At 50.0% G+C, this 16,150-nt stretch carries 9 protein-coding genes; 8 read left to right on the top strand and 1 reads right to left on the bottom strand.

The window, feature by feature from the left end; all coding sequences use genetic code 11:
- Positions 1–30 precede the first annotated feature (30 nt).
- Complete coding sequence (locus QEH52_RS02165; protein ID WP_308948325.1) at positions 31–2,580, top strand: alpha-galactosidase; 2,550 nt, start codon at positions 31–33, stop codon at positions 2,578–2,580.
- 242 nt (positions 2,581–2,822) lie between these two features.
- Here QEH52_RS02165 and QEH52_RS02170 read toward each other — a convergent pair whose 3' ends face one another.
- Positions 2,823–4,805, bottom strand: a complete 1,983-nt coding sequence (locus tag QEH52_RS02170; protein WP_308948327.1) for a polysaccharide deacetylase family protein — start codon at positions 4,803–4,805, stop codon at positions 2,823–2,825.
- A gap of 357 nt (positions 4,806–5,162) precedes the next feature.
- Between QEH52_RS02170 and QEH52_RS02175 the strand changes: the two genes are divergently transcribed.
- The 7 genes from QEH52_RS02175 to QEH52_RS02205 all read left to right on the top strand — a co-directional run bounded on the left by QEH52_RS02175 (position 5,163) and on the right by QEH52_RS02205 (position 16,138).
- Positions 5,163–7,589, top strand: a complete 2,427-nt coding sequence (locus QEH52_RS02175) for a hypothetical protein (protein ID WP_308948328.1) — start codon at positions 5,163–5,165, stop codon at positions 7,587–7,589.
- A gap of 109 nt (positions 7,590–7,698) precedes the next feature.
- Positions 7,699–9,999, top strand: coding sequence for a sodium:solute symporter family protein (locus tag QEH52_RS02180; RefSeq protein ID WP_308948330.1), 2,301 nt, complete (start codon positions 7,699–7,701; stop codon positions 9,997–9,999).
- A 27-nt stretch (positions 10,000–10,026) separates the two neighbouring features.
- A complete protein-coding gene (locus tag QEH52_RS02185) occupies positions 10,027–11,664 on the top strand; it encodes an amylo-alpha-1,6-glucosidase (protein ID WP_308948332.1) in 1,638 nt (545 codons plus the stop codon).
- A 22-nt stretch (positions 11,665–11,686) separates the two neighbouring features.
- Positions 11,687–13,186, top strand: coding sequence for a glycoside hydrolase family 28 protein (locus tag QEH52_RS02190; protein ID WP_308948333.1), 1,500 nt, complete (start codon positions 11,687–11,689; stop codon positions 13,184–13,186).
- 138 nt (positions 13,187–13,324) lie between these two features.
- The gene (locus QEH52_RS02195; protein WP_308948334.1) at positions 13,325–14,398 is read left to right on the top strand and encodes a LacI family DNA-binding transcriptional regulator; all 1,074 of its coding nucleotides are present in this window, start codon (positions 13,325–13,327) and stop codon (positions 14,396–14,398) included.
- A gap of 393 nt (positions 14,399–14,791) precedes the next feature.
- The gene (locus QEH52_RS02200; protein ID WP_308948335.1) at positions 14,792–15,664 is read left to right on the top strand and encodes a MotA/TolQ/ExbB proton channel family protein; all 873 of its coding nucleotides are present in this window, start codon (positions 14,792–14,794) and stop codon (positions 15,662–15,664) included.
- A gap of 21 nt (positions 15,665–15,685) precedes the next feature.
- A complete protein-coding gene (locus tag QEH52_RS02205) occupies positions 15,686–16,138 on the top strand; it encodes an ExbD/TolR family protein (protein ID WP_308948336.1) in 453 nt (150 codons plus the stop codon).
- The last annotated feature ends 12 nt before the right edge of the window (positions 16,139–16,150 follow it).

A 16,150-nucleotide genomic window follows, 5' to 3' on the forward strand; every position in this document is an offset into this window, starting at 1 on the left:
GATACCCCACCCTATTTTTCCGCAAAGAAAATGCCTCCGCAGAATCAAGCTACGTCAGCAACTACACACCCCATTACGCAGCAAACCAATCAGGCAGCACTCCCGGCACTAAATGCATCACTATCGTCTGCGAGGGCCTGGTCAGAGCGGAATGTTTTAAGCATCACCACCGGCGCAGTCCTCCGCAAGTTTACTTGGACTGGACAAGGATTGGTCACCACCGGCCTGCAAGACCTGCGCAACGACAAGCATTGGGCCCACGCGGGCTGCAATCAAGAAGTTGCCGATTGGCATTTTCCCGGATTAACTGAAGGAGATGCCCACTTGCGCACTCTCACTGCAGTGCCTTCAACCGACGAAGGCTTTACTTCGGAGCACTTAGCAGTCGTTGCCGAAATCGCATATCCAGAAACTGGAATAACGCTGAAATTTGTCATCTGGGCCTACCCGGATGCCCCCGGCCTACGCACTCAACTATGGCTTAAAGGCAACACGCTCTCAAACTCTGGTAATGCCGCCGCAGAGAAAGACCTGTCACTGTCAGTGCTCTCAGGAAAAATCTGCACACAGCCGAGTAACGCTCAACAGACCAGCCCCTATGCCGCACACTCGATCCAAGCACCTGAGAGAGTCGACCTCAAGGTGGAAGGACTGAAGCAGGATCGCCACTACAAAGCGTTGACGACTTGCTGGGCGACAGGCGATGCGGCTAGCCTATCGATCAACGCCTTGAGCTTGGATGGCGAAAGCCGTGCCATCGTCGTGCCTCCAGTTGAGTGCCACTCCAATGCGGATGGCCCGGTTCCCCTAAGCATGGGCTTCGACATCCCCGAAAACGTTCGAGCCGCCAATAGCGTGCACATACAGATCAAAAGAGAGCAAGGCGCCTCTGTAAGTGCCTCTGAGCTTTGGATCTATGAATCAGGAGCGACTCCCGCAGCAGACACTCTGGATCACAGTAACGAACGTATTCTCGAACTCATTCAGAGCGCCCCCGAGGGCTATCACCTGGCCGCTTATCTAGACTATGCATGCCCGGCCGAAGACAGTGCAAATACATCCGAGCGCCGCGTGGACTACCTTCCGGTTCTCGACGGTCAGCTTACCGGATTTGGCTATTTTAATAACACTCAAAATCGCCACACCGAAGCACACCATATTTCACGGCAAGAGCGATTGACCACCAATGAGGTCGACTGGGCAAGTGTGCTTTTTGTCGAAACTAAGAGCGGCGGCCTCGCATGGGTGAAAGAGTCACACAAGTGCGTGAACCGTCCTGGCGTTGATACCGGAAACTTCGTGCGCGATGCGGCCGGTTTGCACAATTATGGCTCCGCCCTGTCGGGTGAATTTATAACATCCGACTATCGCTGGTGCTGGGCATCTTGGGTAGTGCTCTACCCGGAATCGACCGCCGACGCCCGCGAACTGGCGATGAAGCAATTCGACCGCGCCCGCTTTCCCGTCGATGCGACACGCGATATCTGGGTCAAAGCCAATACTTGGGGCAGTGGCGACAATAATCAGGAGTCGGTCGCAAAAGCCTCAGAAGAGGAAGTGCTCCAAGAACTCGAGTCCGTGAGCGATCTCGGCATCGACCTCTTACAGATAGACGACGGCTGGCAAAAGGGACGCACCACCGAGCCCGACGCCAAGACGCACGAGTGGCAAACACGTGAAGATTGGTATCCGAATGGATGGTCCAGGCTACGAAAAGCTGCCGCCGAGAAGAAGATCCAGCTCGGATTATGGACCGCATATACGGCAAAATTAGAGGACCTGAAGCGCAATTTCGATGAAGGCGGCTTTGTGACTTGGAAATACGATTTTGCCCACATTGATAATTACGAAAACCTCTTCCACCACTGGAATAAATTCCGTGATTTTATTCTATATACCGATCATCAGGCCCGCATGGCGCTGGATGTGACAGAAAACGCCCCCCGCTTTGGCTATTTCTGGGCACGCGACTTTGGCTGCATCTGGCTTGCTAACCGTAAGCCCAACTATCCAGTCAAAACGATTCCCAAGCCGACTTTATTGCTACGCGAGAACCGTGAACTCGCGGAATATATCAACTTAAACAAATTCGAGCTGCCGATTCAAAATTTCGATCGAGTCAACCCGCAAGAAAGCGATGCCTCACTCTACGGCGCCAGCTATGGAGTCGCCCTGGGACTGATGGGGATTCCGACCTTCTTTCAAACCACCTATTACTACCAGAATACGAGCCGCGATTCCGTGCGCGAACTGGTTTCGATTTACAAAAAGGAACAAGCTGCCCTTTACCATCGCTATGTCTTTGCGATTGGGGATGAGCCCAACAGAGCAGCTTGGAGCGGCTTTCAATGGATGCACCCAGAGTCGCAGACCGGCTACTTGTTGATATTCCGAGAGCGGCAAAATACAGAAACAACGCGCTCGTTAAAATTACGTGGGAGTCAACTAGGTAAGCAGCTAAAGCTCACGGACCTCAGGACCGGACACGCCAGCCAGCAAACACTCGATCAGGAGGGTCGTATAACTCTGGCAATTGAGCGCCCCGCAGACTTTGTTTTTCTTAAATATAAGCGAATATAAATTCGGCAGAAAACCATAGTTCGTTAAAGCTCTCCAGAGTGACTCCAGCAAAGCGATCGTTTTATAAATCTGCCCACTGTAGCGTTCGAAACAAAACGAGGAACATACATAATCGTAGCGCGGTGCTTTGGCCTGCGGGCGCGGCCATTGCCACCAAGCAACTGAACGACTGCGGCTAAAGCACCCAAAGGGCATTTCACACGCAGCTACTGCCAGAGTAAGACCTAGCTATGCGTAATGTCTCAGTTGCTAGGTGATTTCAAATCAGTAAGCGGCTGACCGTTCACGCTGAGTGTTAAACGCTGTGGTTCACCGCGACTAAAGGACATTTTCTTCTCAGTATCGATGCATAAGAGCAAGCGATGCAGCCCTGCCGACAATGTGGCCGTCTTACCACCTTGTAGTGGCATGACTTGACCATCCACCAAGGCAAGTGCCACTGATCGCTCTGAATCAATCGTCAACGGGGCCGGATTCTCCAGTAAGAACTCGACTGCCACCAATACCTGTGAAGGCTGACGCTTGTGTGCCGCAGCCGCGCTCTTCCAGGCGGCATCTGGACTGAATGTGATAAATCGGTCACGAACGAAGTCTTGGCTCCATTGAGGATCTGCAGCGCGCCACTGCCCCAAGGGTGAATCATTGAGTGTAGTCAACTCAGCGCCTAACTGGCTCAAAGGTAAGAGCATATCGGCCTGAATCTCATCGGATGAAAAAGGTCCAGCCACTAAGCTCAAATCACGAATGCTTGCCGTAGGCGTTGGATCGACCTCGCCTTCATAAACGGCATAGATCCGTGCTTCTTCACCTTGGTAAGTAAAGTCGATTTGTGCCGCAGCAAACAAGCGTCCATCCCGCAAGCTAAAGTCCTCACTCATCGAACCTGCCGGAATATTCAACTGTAAGGAATCGTCAGCTGGAAGCGTCTTGACATAATGGTTAGACACACCGTTCTCATAAACCAACGGCAGACGCACAGCGATCTGCAAATCAGTCACTACATCCGCGCCCTTATTCTCGAGAGACAAATCCCAGCCAGCAGCAGCATTTAAGCTAAGTTTAAAATCGAGATCAGGAAATTTTTCCGCACGCTTAACTTTAGCAAAGCCCGGACCATTCGAGGTCCAATCCACCAAACTGGGGCCTTTCTTTCCTGCAGGATATGGCAGGTTCACTAACCACTGCATAGAATCCGCAGTCGCGGCAACCTCCAGTGGCTGACCATCCAGTAACACCTGATCCGGCTTAGGACCTGAGAGACGCAGGGTCAGTGGAATCGGATCCCCCGCAAATGCGGCCGTCGGACGTATCAATTCGTATTCATTGCTGCGCTCGGAGCTTGGAGTGATCTTTGTTTGCACTACCTGCAAAAGATAGGACGCTAATTCCGACTGATTGCAGACCCAAAAGTCCTCGCGCTGCGTATACTCGAGCAGCAATGCTTCAAATTTAACCAGCTCGGCAGCAGGCTGCCACGTGTGCACCCCCAAGCTAATCGCCGGCGCCTTTGCCTTATATTCTTCAGGCGCATCCATAATGCGATTCATCTGCGCATGAAATTTTTCAGGCTCAATTTTACGGTCGCCTGCGTAAATCTGGTTCCCAGTCGATCCGAAGCCGGACGGCATATAAGGATTCTTCAGAATGAAGTTCACATAAACATTGTGATGATAACCACTACGCAGCCATGCTTGAGTGATTCGCTCAAAAGCCATTGGTGCGCCCTCTTCCTTATATCGACCAAAAGGGAATGCAAATGTGTTAATCGAACGATCTGTATCCGCTTCACGCGTAATCCGATTAAAGTAAATTTCCCGAAAGATGCGATTCGCCGATAAGTGGGTCAGGAAATTATGATTCTCTGTGTGCCCACCGACACTGCTACCATCCTCACTTAACTTACGCGCGAATTCACGCCCGGTATTCCCAGACGATTTATTCAGGTAAAATGTCCCCTTCATGCCGGCCGCCGCCATCGTCTTCTGCATATTCAGACTATTATGGTTGTTGTCATCCCAGCGAGCCGTTAATGCCCAGTCCTTGTCCCCGAAAACAGGGGCAATTTCGACCTCGGTCGCTGGCCCTGCAATCACTAAGCGCTGCTCGACGACTGGCATCGCTCCAACGTTGGGAGAAATGACTTCGGCAGTCACTACTTGTGCTGAAAGGCTTGCGCCCCCAATGATTAAAAGGCGAAAGAGGGAGAAAGACAGGGATCTATTCATAACAAAAGGCCTTCATCTTCTCTAAATGTTCACGTGATTCAACATTAATTATTGGCAGGCTTGCAACAAGTCCAAGATAAAACCGAATCGTATACTTAAATAAGTTAAGCATTTCCCTAATACACACCAGATTCCACAATAATAAGAACGAGAGCCGCACACTCTTAACACATTTATCTTCAAATAATCCTCGACTAGATGTGCACGTGAATCATATTGTCTTTTCAACATTGGCTCAGAGTCCCAACGAACATTAACAGGCGTCCTCCAAGCAGCTCCAACCGAGCACAAGGCTCCCCGCCCCTTCCAGCCCACTGAATACGACAAGTTTCTCAGCCTCCGAAGCCCCAGACACGCATGAAACAATACACTCCTTTAATCCTAGCCACACTTCTCATAGGGATGTTAAGCGCCTGCAAACAATCATCGCCGAATGACGCAGCCAACTCTACCCTAGACACAGCAGCCACAGATACGCGCGCATTTCTAGAACTCGATCTAGATCGCAACGGCCTATATGATGACAGCGAACGGTTGGCCCTGCTGGAAGTATTCCAAAGCGAAGTCCCGGAACTAAACGACATCATAACCCAGAAATCGATGCCTGTCATTCAGGCGAGTAGTAATTATCAGGAAGATTTCAGTGCCAACAAACTAGCCCCCAATGCAGCGACTCCGGCTCCTTTTACGACCTTCGACTTAAACGGCGACGGTAAAGTAAGCATTGAGGAACAATCGTTTGAGCGCCCTCCCCTATCGCTGTTGCTGCCGAAGCGTATCATTGAGATGGATTCAAAAATCCCTTGGTCGCCGAATATTTTCCCAGAATGGATCACGACAGCATACTTACAAGAAGACGTCGCCATCGGCCAAGCCCCTCCCTATATTGCACGCGGAATTATCCAGCTCGAAGCAGCTCAACCCAACCCCAACCTACAGCCCAATAAAGTCGAACAGGGCAAGGGTGTAGAATTTGAAGCCAATACAGGCGACTTCTTAAAAACAGAAGGTCGCCGTGATGCGCGCTGGGATTACCGCTGGTGCCTATTTACTTTCCGCATCGATGCAGCGACTGGAGCGGGTGAAGACACTGTAATGGTCGACATCAACAGCGGCCGGCATGGTGGCATGTCTTCACCCAAAATTTGGTATAACAAATCCAGTGGTTTAAATATTCAATATTCCGGCACACTTCAGACGGGCCCCGACTTGAGAATCATGAACACTAAGGATGTGTTCACCGATGGTAGTTCGTGGAATGTTGTCGTTTGCGGCATTCGCTATGGCCAGATGTTTGCCACAGTAAACGGCATCCCACTCACCACCGAAACGCCTCAACTACCGCGCTACTCGACCCGAGAAATCGAGCGCAGAAAAAGCTACATTGGCAATCGCACAAATGACAATGCCGCATGGGCTTATGATGCATTGATCTTTGGCCTAACCGAACCTTCTGAAGCGATGGTTCGTAAAATGACCGGCTGGGCAGCACACAGACTCAACTTTGAGCAGAAACTCCCCGACGATCATCCTTATCAAGCAGAGCGCCCCTTTCTGGACGCGGAAGACTTCCCCGACCGTTATAATCATGACGATGTAAAATGGAATGAATGGGGTAATAAGACTAAATCCAAAGCCATCACCCGTGTGAATGCCGGCGGCGATCGGTATGTCCCGGAAGGATTTCAGCGCACGTTTTACGATGACTTTCGCGCACGCAGAGTCTCAGACAGCACCGCCAGTGAAGGCGACCTATGGATGGGTGTCGGTTTCAATATCGCCGTGGGTGCAGATGCACGACTCATCAAACCGGAAGAAGAGCCAAATGCCTACCCACACGATGCGGTGAACCAGAAGCAAAACGTATCACTGGTGCCGCAAGGCAAGCGCTGGCGCGGCTCTGCGATGTATAGCGTCAATGACATGGGCTACGGCTACAGTTGGAAAGGTCCAAAGATCTTTCGTATCCGCTGCATGTTCCCTGACGTTCCACAAAAAGACCTGCCCTCGGGTCTCTTCCCTGCCTTTTGGTCCTACGGCATTGAAAATACACAATGGATGTCATCCAACCGTATCGAAATTGATTGGTTCGAATTCGATGGTGCCAACGGTGCTTGGCTAAACGGACTCTCCACTCACTATCACTACCCTTACTATCGCGGTGAAGGTAATATTTTCGCCAAAAACACTAATAGCCACAACCGTTTCAAAGCCTACGGAGGGCCATTGGACGAGAAAAAGTCTAAGATCCCAGGCGGCATTTTCATGTGGGACGGTCAATACCACACCTGGGAACTTGTCGTCGAAGAAGAGATGACTTATATCAACGTCACCATTGCCGATGAGGATGGTAATGAAAAATGGGTGGAAGTCGGACGCATTCCCACTGCAGCGACCTACTTGGAAGAAGTGGATCTACAGATCAACTACGCCATGAAATCGAAAAAAGGTAAGGGCGAGCCTAAGACTGCTGAACGCCAAGACTATTTCGTCGACTGGGTCGAAGTCTTACAAAAAACCGAACAAGTCGAAGCAATCCCGGCGCCCTTCTCAGCCCGCCCGGAGATCACGCTTCAAGCTGATAATACTGTCACCTGTGACGCCAAAGTGGAAGGCGTCACTGACCTGCGCTACTACTGGTATGCGGATGGCTATCCACTCACTTACGGTGCAAGTAACAGCTACACATTAAGCAAGGAAGACATCGGAAAAAGCATCCGCTGCCAAGTCAAGGCAGTCGGTGCCTTGGACAAGCCCGAAGCTTGGAGTAACCGTTTAAACTAAAATATATCAACGAATTCACAGCATTTCCTACAGAACGATCCTCGAGCCCGCCTCAGTAATCGCCGCCTGCAAAAAGAAAAAACTCATTAAATAATTACCCGCCTGACACATGCAAACAATCGATTGGCTCATCACCGTTATCCCCGTTATCATCATCCTTTGCGTCGCCGTATATTCTAAAAGATATATTCGTGGCGTGGTTGATTATTTAGCCGCAGGGCGCGTCGCCGGACGCTACGTCATTTCTGTGGGCGACTTATCTTCCAGTTTGGGAGTCATCACACTCGTTGCTCTGGTGGAAATGAAATACCAGGTCGGGTATGCACTGACCTTCTGGGAATACATGGTCATTCCAGTCGGTATTATCATGGGCTTGACCGGGTATTGCACCTATCGCTTCCGCGAAACCAAATCGCTATCGATCGGCCAATTTCTTGAAATGCGCTACAGTCGTAGCTTCCGAATTGTAGCGGCCAGTGTTCGCACCTTCGCAGAAATGTTTACGAATGCAATTGGCCCCGCCATTGCTGCAAATTTCTTCATCTACTTCCTAAACCTTCCGCATAAGGTTTCTATACTGGGGATGAATATCCCGACCTTCTCCATCGTGGTCGCCACGACACTGTGCATGGCAATTATCATTATGTGGCCTGCGGGACGCATGTCACTGCTCATCACAGATGCGTTTCAGGGCATCATTTCCTACCCGATTTTCGTCATCATCGGTGGTTACGTACTCGTTCACTTCTCATGGAACTCAGAAATCGCCCCAGTGATGCTAGACAAAGTCCCAGGTGAAAATTTCCTCAATCCTTTCGACATCGAGGAGCTCAGAGATTTCAATATCTTTGCCTTATTCGTGACCGTTTTTGCGAGTATTCTCAATAAAGCGAGTTGGATCGGCGGGGAAACCAGTGGCTGCGGGCGTGATCCACATGAACAAAAAATGGCTGGTATCCTCGGCTCATGGCGCGCTGGCTTTAGCGGACTGATGTGCCTGCTAGTTGCCGTCATGATCATTACTGTCATGACGCATCAGAACTTCGCAGACAAAGCCTATGACATCCGGCAACAGCTCTCACAAAAAGTGACAGAGGAATCGGTCGATTCTCCAGAGCTACGAGCCACGCTAGACCAGAATATCGCGAACCTGCCAGTTACGAGACACGAAATTGGTGTCGATGAGCCCCTGTCAAGGGATCAGAATATTGATACGCCGTATATGGAAACAGCTCAAGCGACCCTTGGTCAGGACGGCGAAGGCAATCTCGCCTTCCAGAAATATCGCACGCTCTATAATCAAATGATGATGCCCATTGCCCTCAGGAATATGCTGCCCACGGGTATCATGGGGCTCTTTTGCCTGCTCATGATTATGCTCATGCTGTCCACGGATGACACTCGGATTTTCAATTCGTCCTCGACCATTGTACAAGACATCATCCAACCATTACTGAAAAATTCACTGAGTCCCGAACAGCACCTATTGCTGCTTCGATGTGGTTCCGTGGGCGTCGCCATCTTCTTCTTTATCTGCTCGATTTTCTTCGTTCACTTGGACTACATCAACATGTTCATTACGATCATGACCGCAGTCTGGCTTGGCGGAGCTGGGCCTGTCATGATCTTCGGTCTCTACAGCAAATTTGGCACAACCACTGGCGCTTATTGCTCCCTGATCGCCGGCTCCGGCATATCCGTAGTCACTCTATTTCTACAAAGAAACTGGGCGGAAACCGTCTACCCTTTCCTTGCGAATCGAGGTTGGGATGAGCCGATTGGTCATTTTCTGGTGACGATCTCAGCACCCTTTTCTCCCTATATTGAGTGGCAGATGGATCCGATTAAATTCCCGATCAATTCCTATGAAAGTTACTTCATCGCAATGGTCAGTGGTATCAGCGCCTATCTAATCGGCTCATGGATCACTTACAAGGAACCCTACAACATGGACCGCTTACTTCACCGCGGCGAATACAGCATTGATGGTGTCAAACATATCAAAACACCATGGACCGCACGAAACTTTGTGAGTAAAATCATCGGCATCACTCCGGACTACACCCGTGGAGATCGAGTTATTGCGTGGTCGGTATTCGCTTATGCAATCGTCTATAAAATGGGATTTTGCTTCCTGTTCGTCCTAATCTGGAACCTAATTTCTCCTTGGCCTGAGGAATGGTGGAGTCATTATTTCTTCTACACCACCATCGTCGTCACAGGCATTCTCGCCATCATCTCGACAATCTGGTTCTTAATCGGAGGTGTTATCGACACGCGAAGACTCTTTATCGATCTTTCAGACCGCGTCGACAACCCATTGGATGACGGCAGCGTAGTCGGACATGTTTCGGCTGCCGATAAAGCTGTCTTCGACGCCAAATCAAACAAACCCGAAGACGAGCAATAAAGCTTCACCTAAAACCACAAACAAAGTATGGATTATACACTTTTTGAACGCCCGCAGTGGAATTCGGGACAAATGATCGCCTTTTCCGGATTGGATGGTAAGACCGACTATACACAGGGACTCGTAGCCCGCACGTCACTCTCACCTACTGGCATAGAGATCGTAGACCCCGGCAAGCTTAGCATTGCCTTCAAAGGCAAACTAACCGGGCCCGTCATCTTTGGAGGCGACTTTTTTGCAGTAGAAACTGAAGCGGGGCCAGTGCGCGGCGTCGTACTGGACGCATTTCACATCTTAATCGAAGGTGCAGCTGAAGTTATTTCGCATGAGGATTACATTCAATACCAAGAGGCCGATGGGCGACTCTTGGTCGGCACTGCCACAACTTTTGACGCCTCTCTGATCACAGCTGATCTGGAGGATGCATTCCTAGCTCGTAGCGAATGGATACGCACACGCGAACTCCCCACAGACTTATCCCCAGAAAGACTGCGCACCGTGGTGCGAGCGTTAACAGCAATGAAGAGCCAAATCTTATCACCAGAAGGTAAGATTACGCACCGTTGGACGACTCCAGATCGTTGGCCACACAAAGATATGTGGCTATGGGATACTGCTTTCCACGCGATCGGCTGGCGACACATTGATCCCGCTTTAGCAATGGAGATGATCGATGCTATGTTTGACCTGCAACGCGAAGATGGCTTCCTCACCTACCGTGGCACTCCTGAGGGCCCCTACTTCCATTTAGGCGACTTGCTCAGCCAACCACCAGTGCTCGCGATCGCTGTCAAATTAGTCCATGAAGTCACCAAAGACGACACATGGCTCAAGAACATCTATCCTAAACTCTGTGCCTACCTCGAATGGGACTTGGCCAATCGTGATCTCGATGGCGGCGGCCTGGTGGAGTGGTTCATTGAAGACAACGAAGAATGCCGCAGCGGCGAAAGTGGCATGGATAACTCGCCCCGTTTCGATGATGCAGTCGCTCTCGACGCCGTCGACTTCAACGCCTATCTGGCCAGTGAATATCAAGTTATCGCTGCCTTTGCCACACAACTGGGGCTCAGCGATGATGCCGATAAATGGAACGCCCGCGCCTCGAACTTTTGCTCACTGATTGAAGGCAAGCTATGGTCCGAGACTGAACAATTCTACTGCGACCTAAATCCAGCTACCGACCAACAAACGGCGGTCTTAGCGAGCTCTGGCTTCATGCCCTTACTCTGCGGTGCGCCCAGTCAAAAGCGCGCCGAAGCCTTAGAGCAAAACCTTTTCGACCCTCAACGCTTTGGCACCGCCTTGCCAGTTGCTTCAGTCGCAGTCTGCGACAGCGAGCATTACGAAAAAGACATGTGGCGCGGCCCGACTTGGATCAGCATAAATTGGCTTATTGCTAAAGGATTTGAGCGCTATGGAATGGAGAACTGTTTCCGTTCGATTCGCGATCGTTCAGTGGAAGAAATTGAAGCTAAAGCGGAAAAATATGGCACCTTCTTCGAGTATTTTGACGACCGTTGCGAAATCGATCCACCGAAACTATCCCGCAAAGGTGTATGCGCTCCGGAAATAAGCCCCTACAAACAAGTCATTCATGAGTTCGGCTGGAGCTTTACGCTATACATCGATATGGTCTACAGTACGCAACTAGACCACGCATAAATAATTGCATTCTAAGAGAATCATGAAACGAGAAAGCTATAATGTTTATGACTTTGGAGCCACTGGCGTCGCCGTAGCCGCAGAGACACTCACACTAGAGAATTTCCAATACGAGTGGTTGTTCTATCAGGAAGGAACGCAAGCGACCATCTACCGAGCAAAAGCTGGAGCAGAATACGACTCCATTGGCATACAAAAAGCTATCGACTGTGCACACTCCAACGGCGGTGGCACTGTGCTCGTGCCCGCAGGTGACTATTTAATTGGACCGATTAAGCTGAAAAGCTCGGTGCGGCTGCAACTCGAACCAGGCGCGCGCCTATGGGGCAGCCCTGACATCGAAGATTATGCGCTGCCTGCGGGTGATACCATCCCCCCCTACACCCTATCCAATGGCTACAATCGCGCCTCTGAAGGCTTAGACCGTGATTTCCGCCGTCTGTTCTCCGCCAACAATGCACATGACCTCTCCATTGTCGGGGCAGGACAAATATCTGCACAATCTCCAGCCTTTGTGATTCCATGGCTGAACAGTCAGCCCAATAACCTCTTAACGCTCTACCGCCCGCAAGATACCTTTATCTTTTACCAGTGCGAAAATGTGCAACTCCAGGGCATACAAATACGAGACACCCCTTCGTGGTCGATTGTGTTTGATACCTGCGTAGGAGTGCAGGTGCATGCAATCAAGCTGGATGCCTTCAAGATCATCAATTCGGACGGCATTGATTTGGTCAATTCCTCCAAGGTGACCATCTCAGACTGTCATTTAAACTGCACAGATGATGCCATTTGCCTAAAGAACACCGTCCCCGATGCCACTATGGGCCAAATTGCAGTGAGCAATTGCGTCTTACGTACACTTTGCAACGGTTTCAAAATCGGTACCGACAGTGTCGGCCATTTCGAAGACGTCACGCTCAACAATCTAATAATTAAGATCCCGGACGATGAAGTCGGTGGAGATCGCGGAGGCATCAATATCAACGCACTCGATGGGGGCACGATTAAGAACATCAATATCAGTAACGTCGTCATGCACAACGTTTACTGCCCCTTCTATTTCTACGCCAACGCACGCACAGGCCCACAAGAAGCCTTAGGCTTAGAAAAACGGCCTGGAAAGATCCAGAATGTAACACTCACCAACATAATCGCAGAAGGCACCCGCTACCCTTGCTACATTGTAGGACACCCCGAGCAGCCGATCACAGGTATCTACATCTCAAACATTAACTGCACAAAGCAACACGACTTTTACAGCGAGCCACCTGCAAGCCCGGTCCCCGAAGTACCAGATGTATACCCAACACCGTTCATCTTCGGAACGCGCGATACTGGAGATCAACTTCCTGCGCACGGACTCTATTTGCGAGCGGTCGAAGACGCCACAATTCGTGATTTCAAGGTCACAAGTCTCGATTATGACTGTCGTAATGTCTTCTTCCAAGAATCTTGCGATCAGATCGAAACCAGCGGTCTCAAAGCAAGATGTGCATTAGATTTAGTTTTAAGCCAATAAGCGATCCGCTTGAATAGAGAAAAAACAAGCAAGTCCCGATCGATTCGCACACCGCAGCGGCTCCAGTAAGTGCTAGAGTCAATAATTGACATTATGTGTCTGTCATAATTCTCTATTCTGATATTATCGAGGAGACTCATGACCTATACACAACACCAAATTGTCAAACGCCTCGGCATCAGCCGAGCGACCCTTCACCGCGTCTTGTCCAATTCCCCCAAGGTAAAACCGGCCACACGCGATCGTGTTCTAAAGGAATTACAGGAGCTCAACTACGTACCCAATGCCATCGCTCAAAGCCTAAAGACCTCCAAAACAAAGACCTTAGGCATCATGGGGCCAGCCACCGCCAATGCGTCGCAAATCGACAAATTGTCATCACTGTATGTAGCCGCTCGCGAGCTCGGTTACTCCATCATATTCGCATACAGTGATGGTAGCCCAGAGGCGGACGCCAATAGCATTCGAGAGCTGCAATCCCGCATGGTCGATGGCATCATTGCTTTTGACCGCGGTCTGCACGCCAATACGCAGCTCTACAAATCGCTAGTCGACGGCGGCAAACCACTCGTCACTCTCTATCCCACTCCAGGTGTCGAAACAGACTGCATCTACGTGAATACACGTGATGCATTCAGTCGCTTAACTAAACATTTGATTGACTTAGGCCACAAAGACATCGGCTTACTAATCACCGCCTCACAATCAAATTACATCGTCAACCGAGAGTTAGGCTTTCGCGATGCGATGAAAAAGGCAAAATTGCCAATCAATGACAATTGGATCATTTATGCCTCCCCCGACGGCATGAATACAATCAACAGTGACGACGAAGAAGCTGCAGCATGGAAAATATCAGACTATCAATACGGCTTCTGGGGAGCCTCATTACTGTTTGCCAAGCGTTCCCGTCCCACTGCATTGGTTTGCTATACCGATGAAGCAGCGATTGGAGCCTTGCGCGCAGCTCACATGGCAGAGATTTCTATACCCGACGAACTTGCACTAGTCGGCTATAACGATAAAGAAGATGCTAAGTTTGCCCGTGTTCCTTTAACGACCATGCACCAACCTGACGAATTAATCGGCAAAAAAGTGCTACAAACCCTAGTTAAACGAATCAATGGCGAACTGCCTAGCAAAGCTGTGCTTGAGGCATTATCCGCCAAATTGATTGTCCGTGAATCCTGCGGTTCTCATTTAGCCAAGTAAGCTTAGACTGTCAACAAGCTCGCGACAGATACACGGCTTCATTCTGGCAAGCGGAGCAATCTCTCAAGATCTTGATTAAATAACCGCCTCCTACAAGTCTGTGCTGGGAGATCGGGGGAGCCTCTCGATTTTTTTATATTTAATTATCGACCATTTTGTGCACGTGCTACATAAGTAGGTAAAGCCCCCCCCCCAACACCCCCTCCTATTGCTTAAAGCTTTCGACCAAGCATAAATCCTGCGGACCGACAGCTGTAGCGAGTCCTCGGATATAAAAATTACGAAAATGCAGTTAATCGCTCGCTCCAATTAAGCATAGACCCGGCATTCCCCACACTGCAATCACCTGATTATAACTGGCAAAATATGCCCATTTCTATGAAGCTATCATCAATGAAAACCCTGATTCGCGTCGCACGCGGATTATCGCTCGTCCTAATTGCCTCACTCGCGATGTGCATGACCTCCGCGTTGTCGCCACTCTTTGCGCAGCCTAGTTCAGGAGCGCAGTCGCCAGCTAGCAGTGAACAGACATCGACTACAACGGACACGCAAAGCGGCGAACTTGAAAGCGTCGAAGTTGACTGGTGGGAGCAGATCGTCTCCGGAGGCATGACCATGCTGGTGCTGGGCATCGTATCGATGGCCGGCATTGCTTTTGCCCTAGAGCGTGCCTTGATGATTCGCGAAAAATATATATGTCCACGCAAGCTTGCAGCATCCGCAACTATTTGTGTGCAAAACAACGACTTTACAGGCTTACATAAGCTGGCAACAGCACACCCAAGCACCCTAGGACGCATCATTATCTTTATCGTTGAGCATCGCGAAAACGACTACGAAAAGATTTCATCCATGGCAGAAACGATTGGAGCCCGCGAAATCATCGACCAAGAAGAACGCACATTCCCATTAGCTGTTGTCGCCGCCATCGCCCCACTACTAGGACTATTAGGCACTATGATCGGAATGATTGAAGCCTTTCAAATGGTTGCCGTCTATGGCGACGAGGGAGGAGCTTCCATGCTCGCAGACTCAATCGCCAAGGCCTTGATTACAACGGCTTTCGGTTTAATTTTAGCCATTCCCTCCATCGCTGCGTTCCACTACTTCAAACACAAACTACATAAGATTGGCGTGCGTCTAGAACTCGAAATGGAAGCAATCATAACTGGTCTCTTTTACGTAAAAACCTCCCACCTAAAAACAGAGGAAATCGCACTCGATGAGCAGAAAGCCGAACCCAAGCTAGCGCCGCACTCATAAGACCCACTCCAAGGCTTAAGCATGATTTTATCAAGAAAACGACGAACTAAAGCTGAGGTTCCAATGTCGCCTCTGATCGATTGCGTCTTCTTGCTGCTCATTTTCTTCCTCGTCACCACGATGCTTAAAAAGACGGAGAAGCAAATTCCGATCGTTCTACCAGAATCAGACCTCGCCTTGGCCGTAGAATCGGACAGTGAAGTGTTGACTTTAGGCGTCGACCACCAAGGAAACGTCTACTTAGGACGCAGAGGCACCAGCAGCGACCAAATGATCACCTACGAACCATTGGATGACTTAGCTCACTATCTCAAAAAGCTATCTGCGCAACAAGGATCTCTAAACCCGATCCAACTAGCCGTAGATCGAAATACTGAAACGCAAGAAGTCATTGACCTACTAGATATTTTTCAACTCCAGGGCTTTGAGAATGTTTTTGTTCGCATCCGCGAAGGAACCCCAAGCGACGGCTAACTACAGCCTGCC

Origin of the sequence: Thalassobacterium maritimum, from assembly GCF_031127805.1 — a bacterium.
GTDB classification, from domain to species: domain Bacteria; phylum Verrucomicrobiota; class Verrucomicrobiia; order Opitutales; family Coraliomargaritaceae; genus Thalassobacterium; species Thalassobacterium maritimum.

Coding starts and splice junctions, on each gene's coding strand:
- QEH52_RS02200 (WP_308948335.1), top strand. CDS start 14,792: ATGAAAACCCTGATTCGCGTCGCACGCGGATTATCGCTCGTCCTAATT.
- QEH52_RS02180 (WP_308948330.1), top strand. CDS start 7,699: ATGCAAACAATCGATTGGCTCATCACCGTTATCCCCGTTATCATCATC.
- QEH52_RS02190 (WP_308948333.1), top strand. CDS start 11,687: ATGAAACGAGAAAGCTATAATGTTTATGACTTTGGAGCCACTGGCGTC.
- QEH52_RS02170 (WP_308948327.1), bottom strand. CDS start 4,805: ATGAATAGATCCCTGTCTTTCTCCCTCTTTCGCCTTTTAATCATTGGG.
- QEH52_RS02195 (WP_308948334.1), top strand. CDS start 13,325: ATGACCTATACACAACACCAAATTGTCAAACGCCTCGGCATCAGCCGA.
- QEH52_RS02205 (WP_308948336.1), top strand. CDS start 15,686: ATGATTTTATCAAGAAAACGACGAACTAAAGCTGAGGTTCCAATGTCG.
- QEH52_RS02165 (WP_308948325.1), top strand. CDS start 31: ATGCCTCCGCAGAATCAAGCTACGTCAGCAACTACACACCCCATTACG.
- QEH52_RS02175 (WP_308948328.1), top strand. CDS start 5,163: ATGAAACAATACACTCCTTTAATCCTAGCCACACTTCTCATAGGGATG.
- QEH52_RS02185 (WP_308948332.1), top strand. CDS start 10,027: ATGGATTATACACTTTTTGAACGCCCGCAGTGGAATTCGGGACAAATG.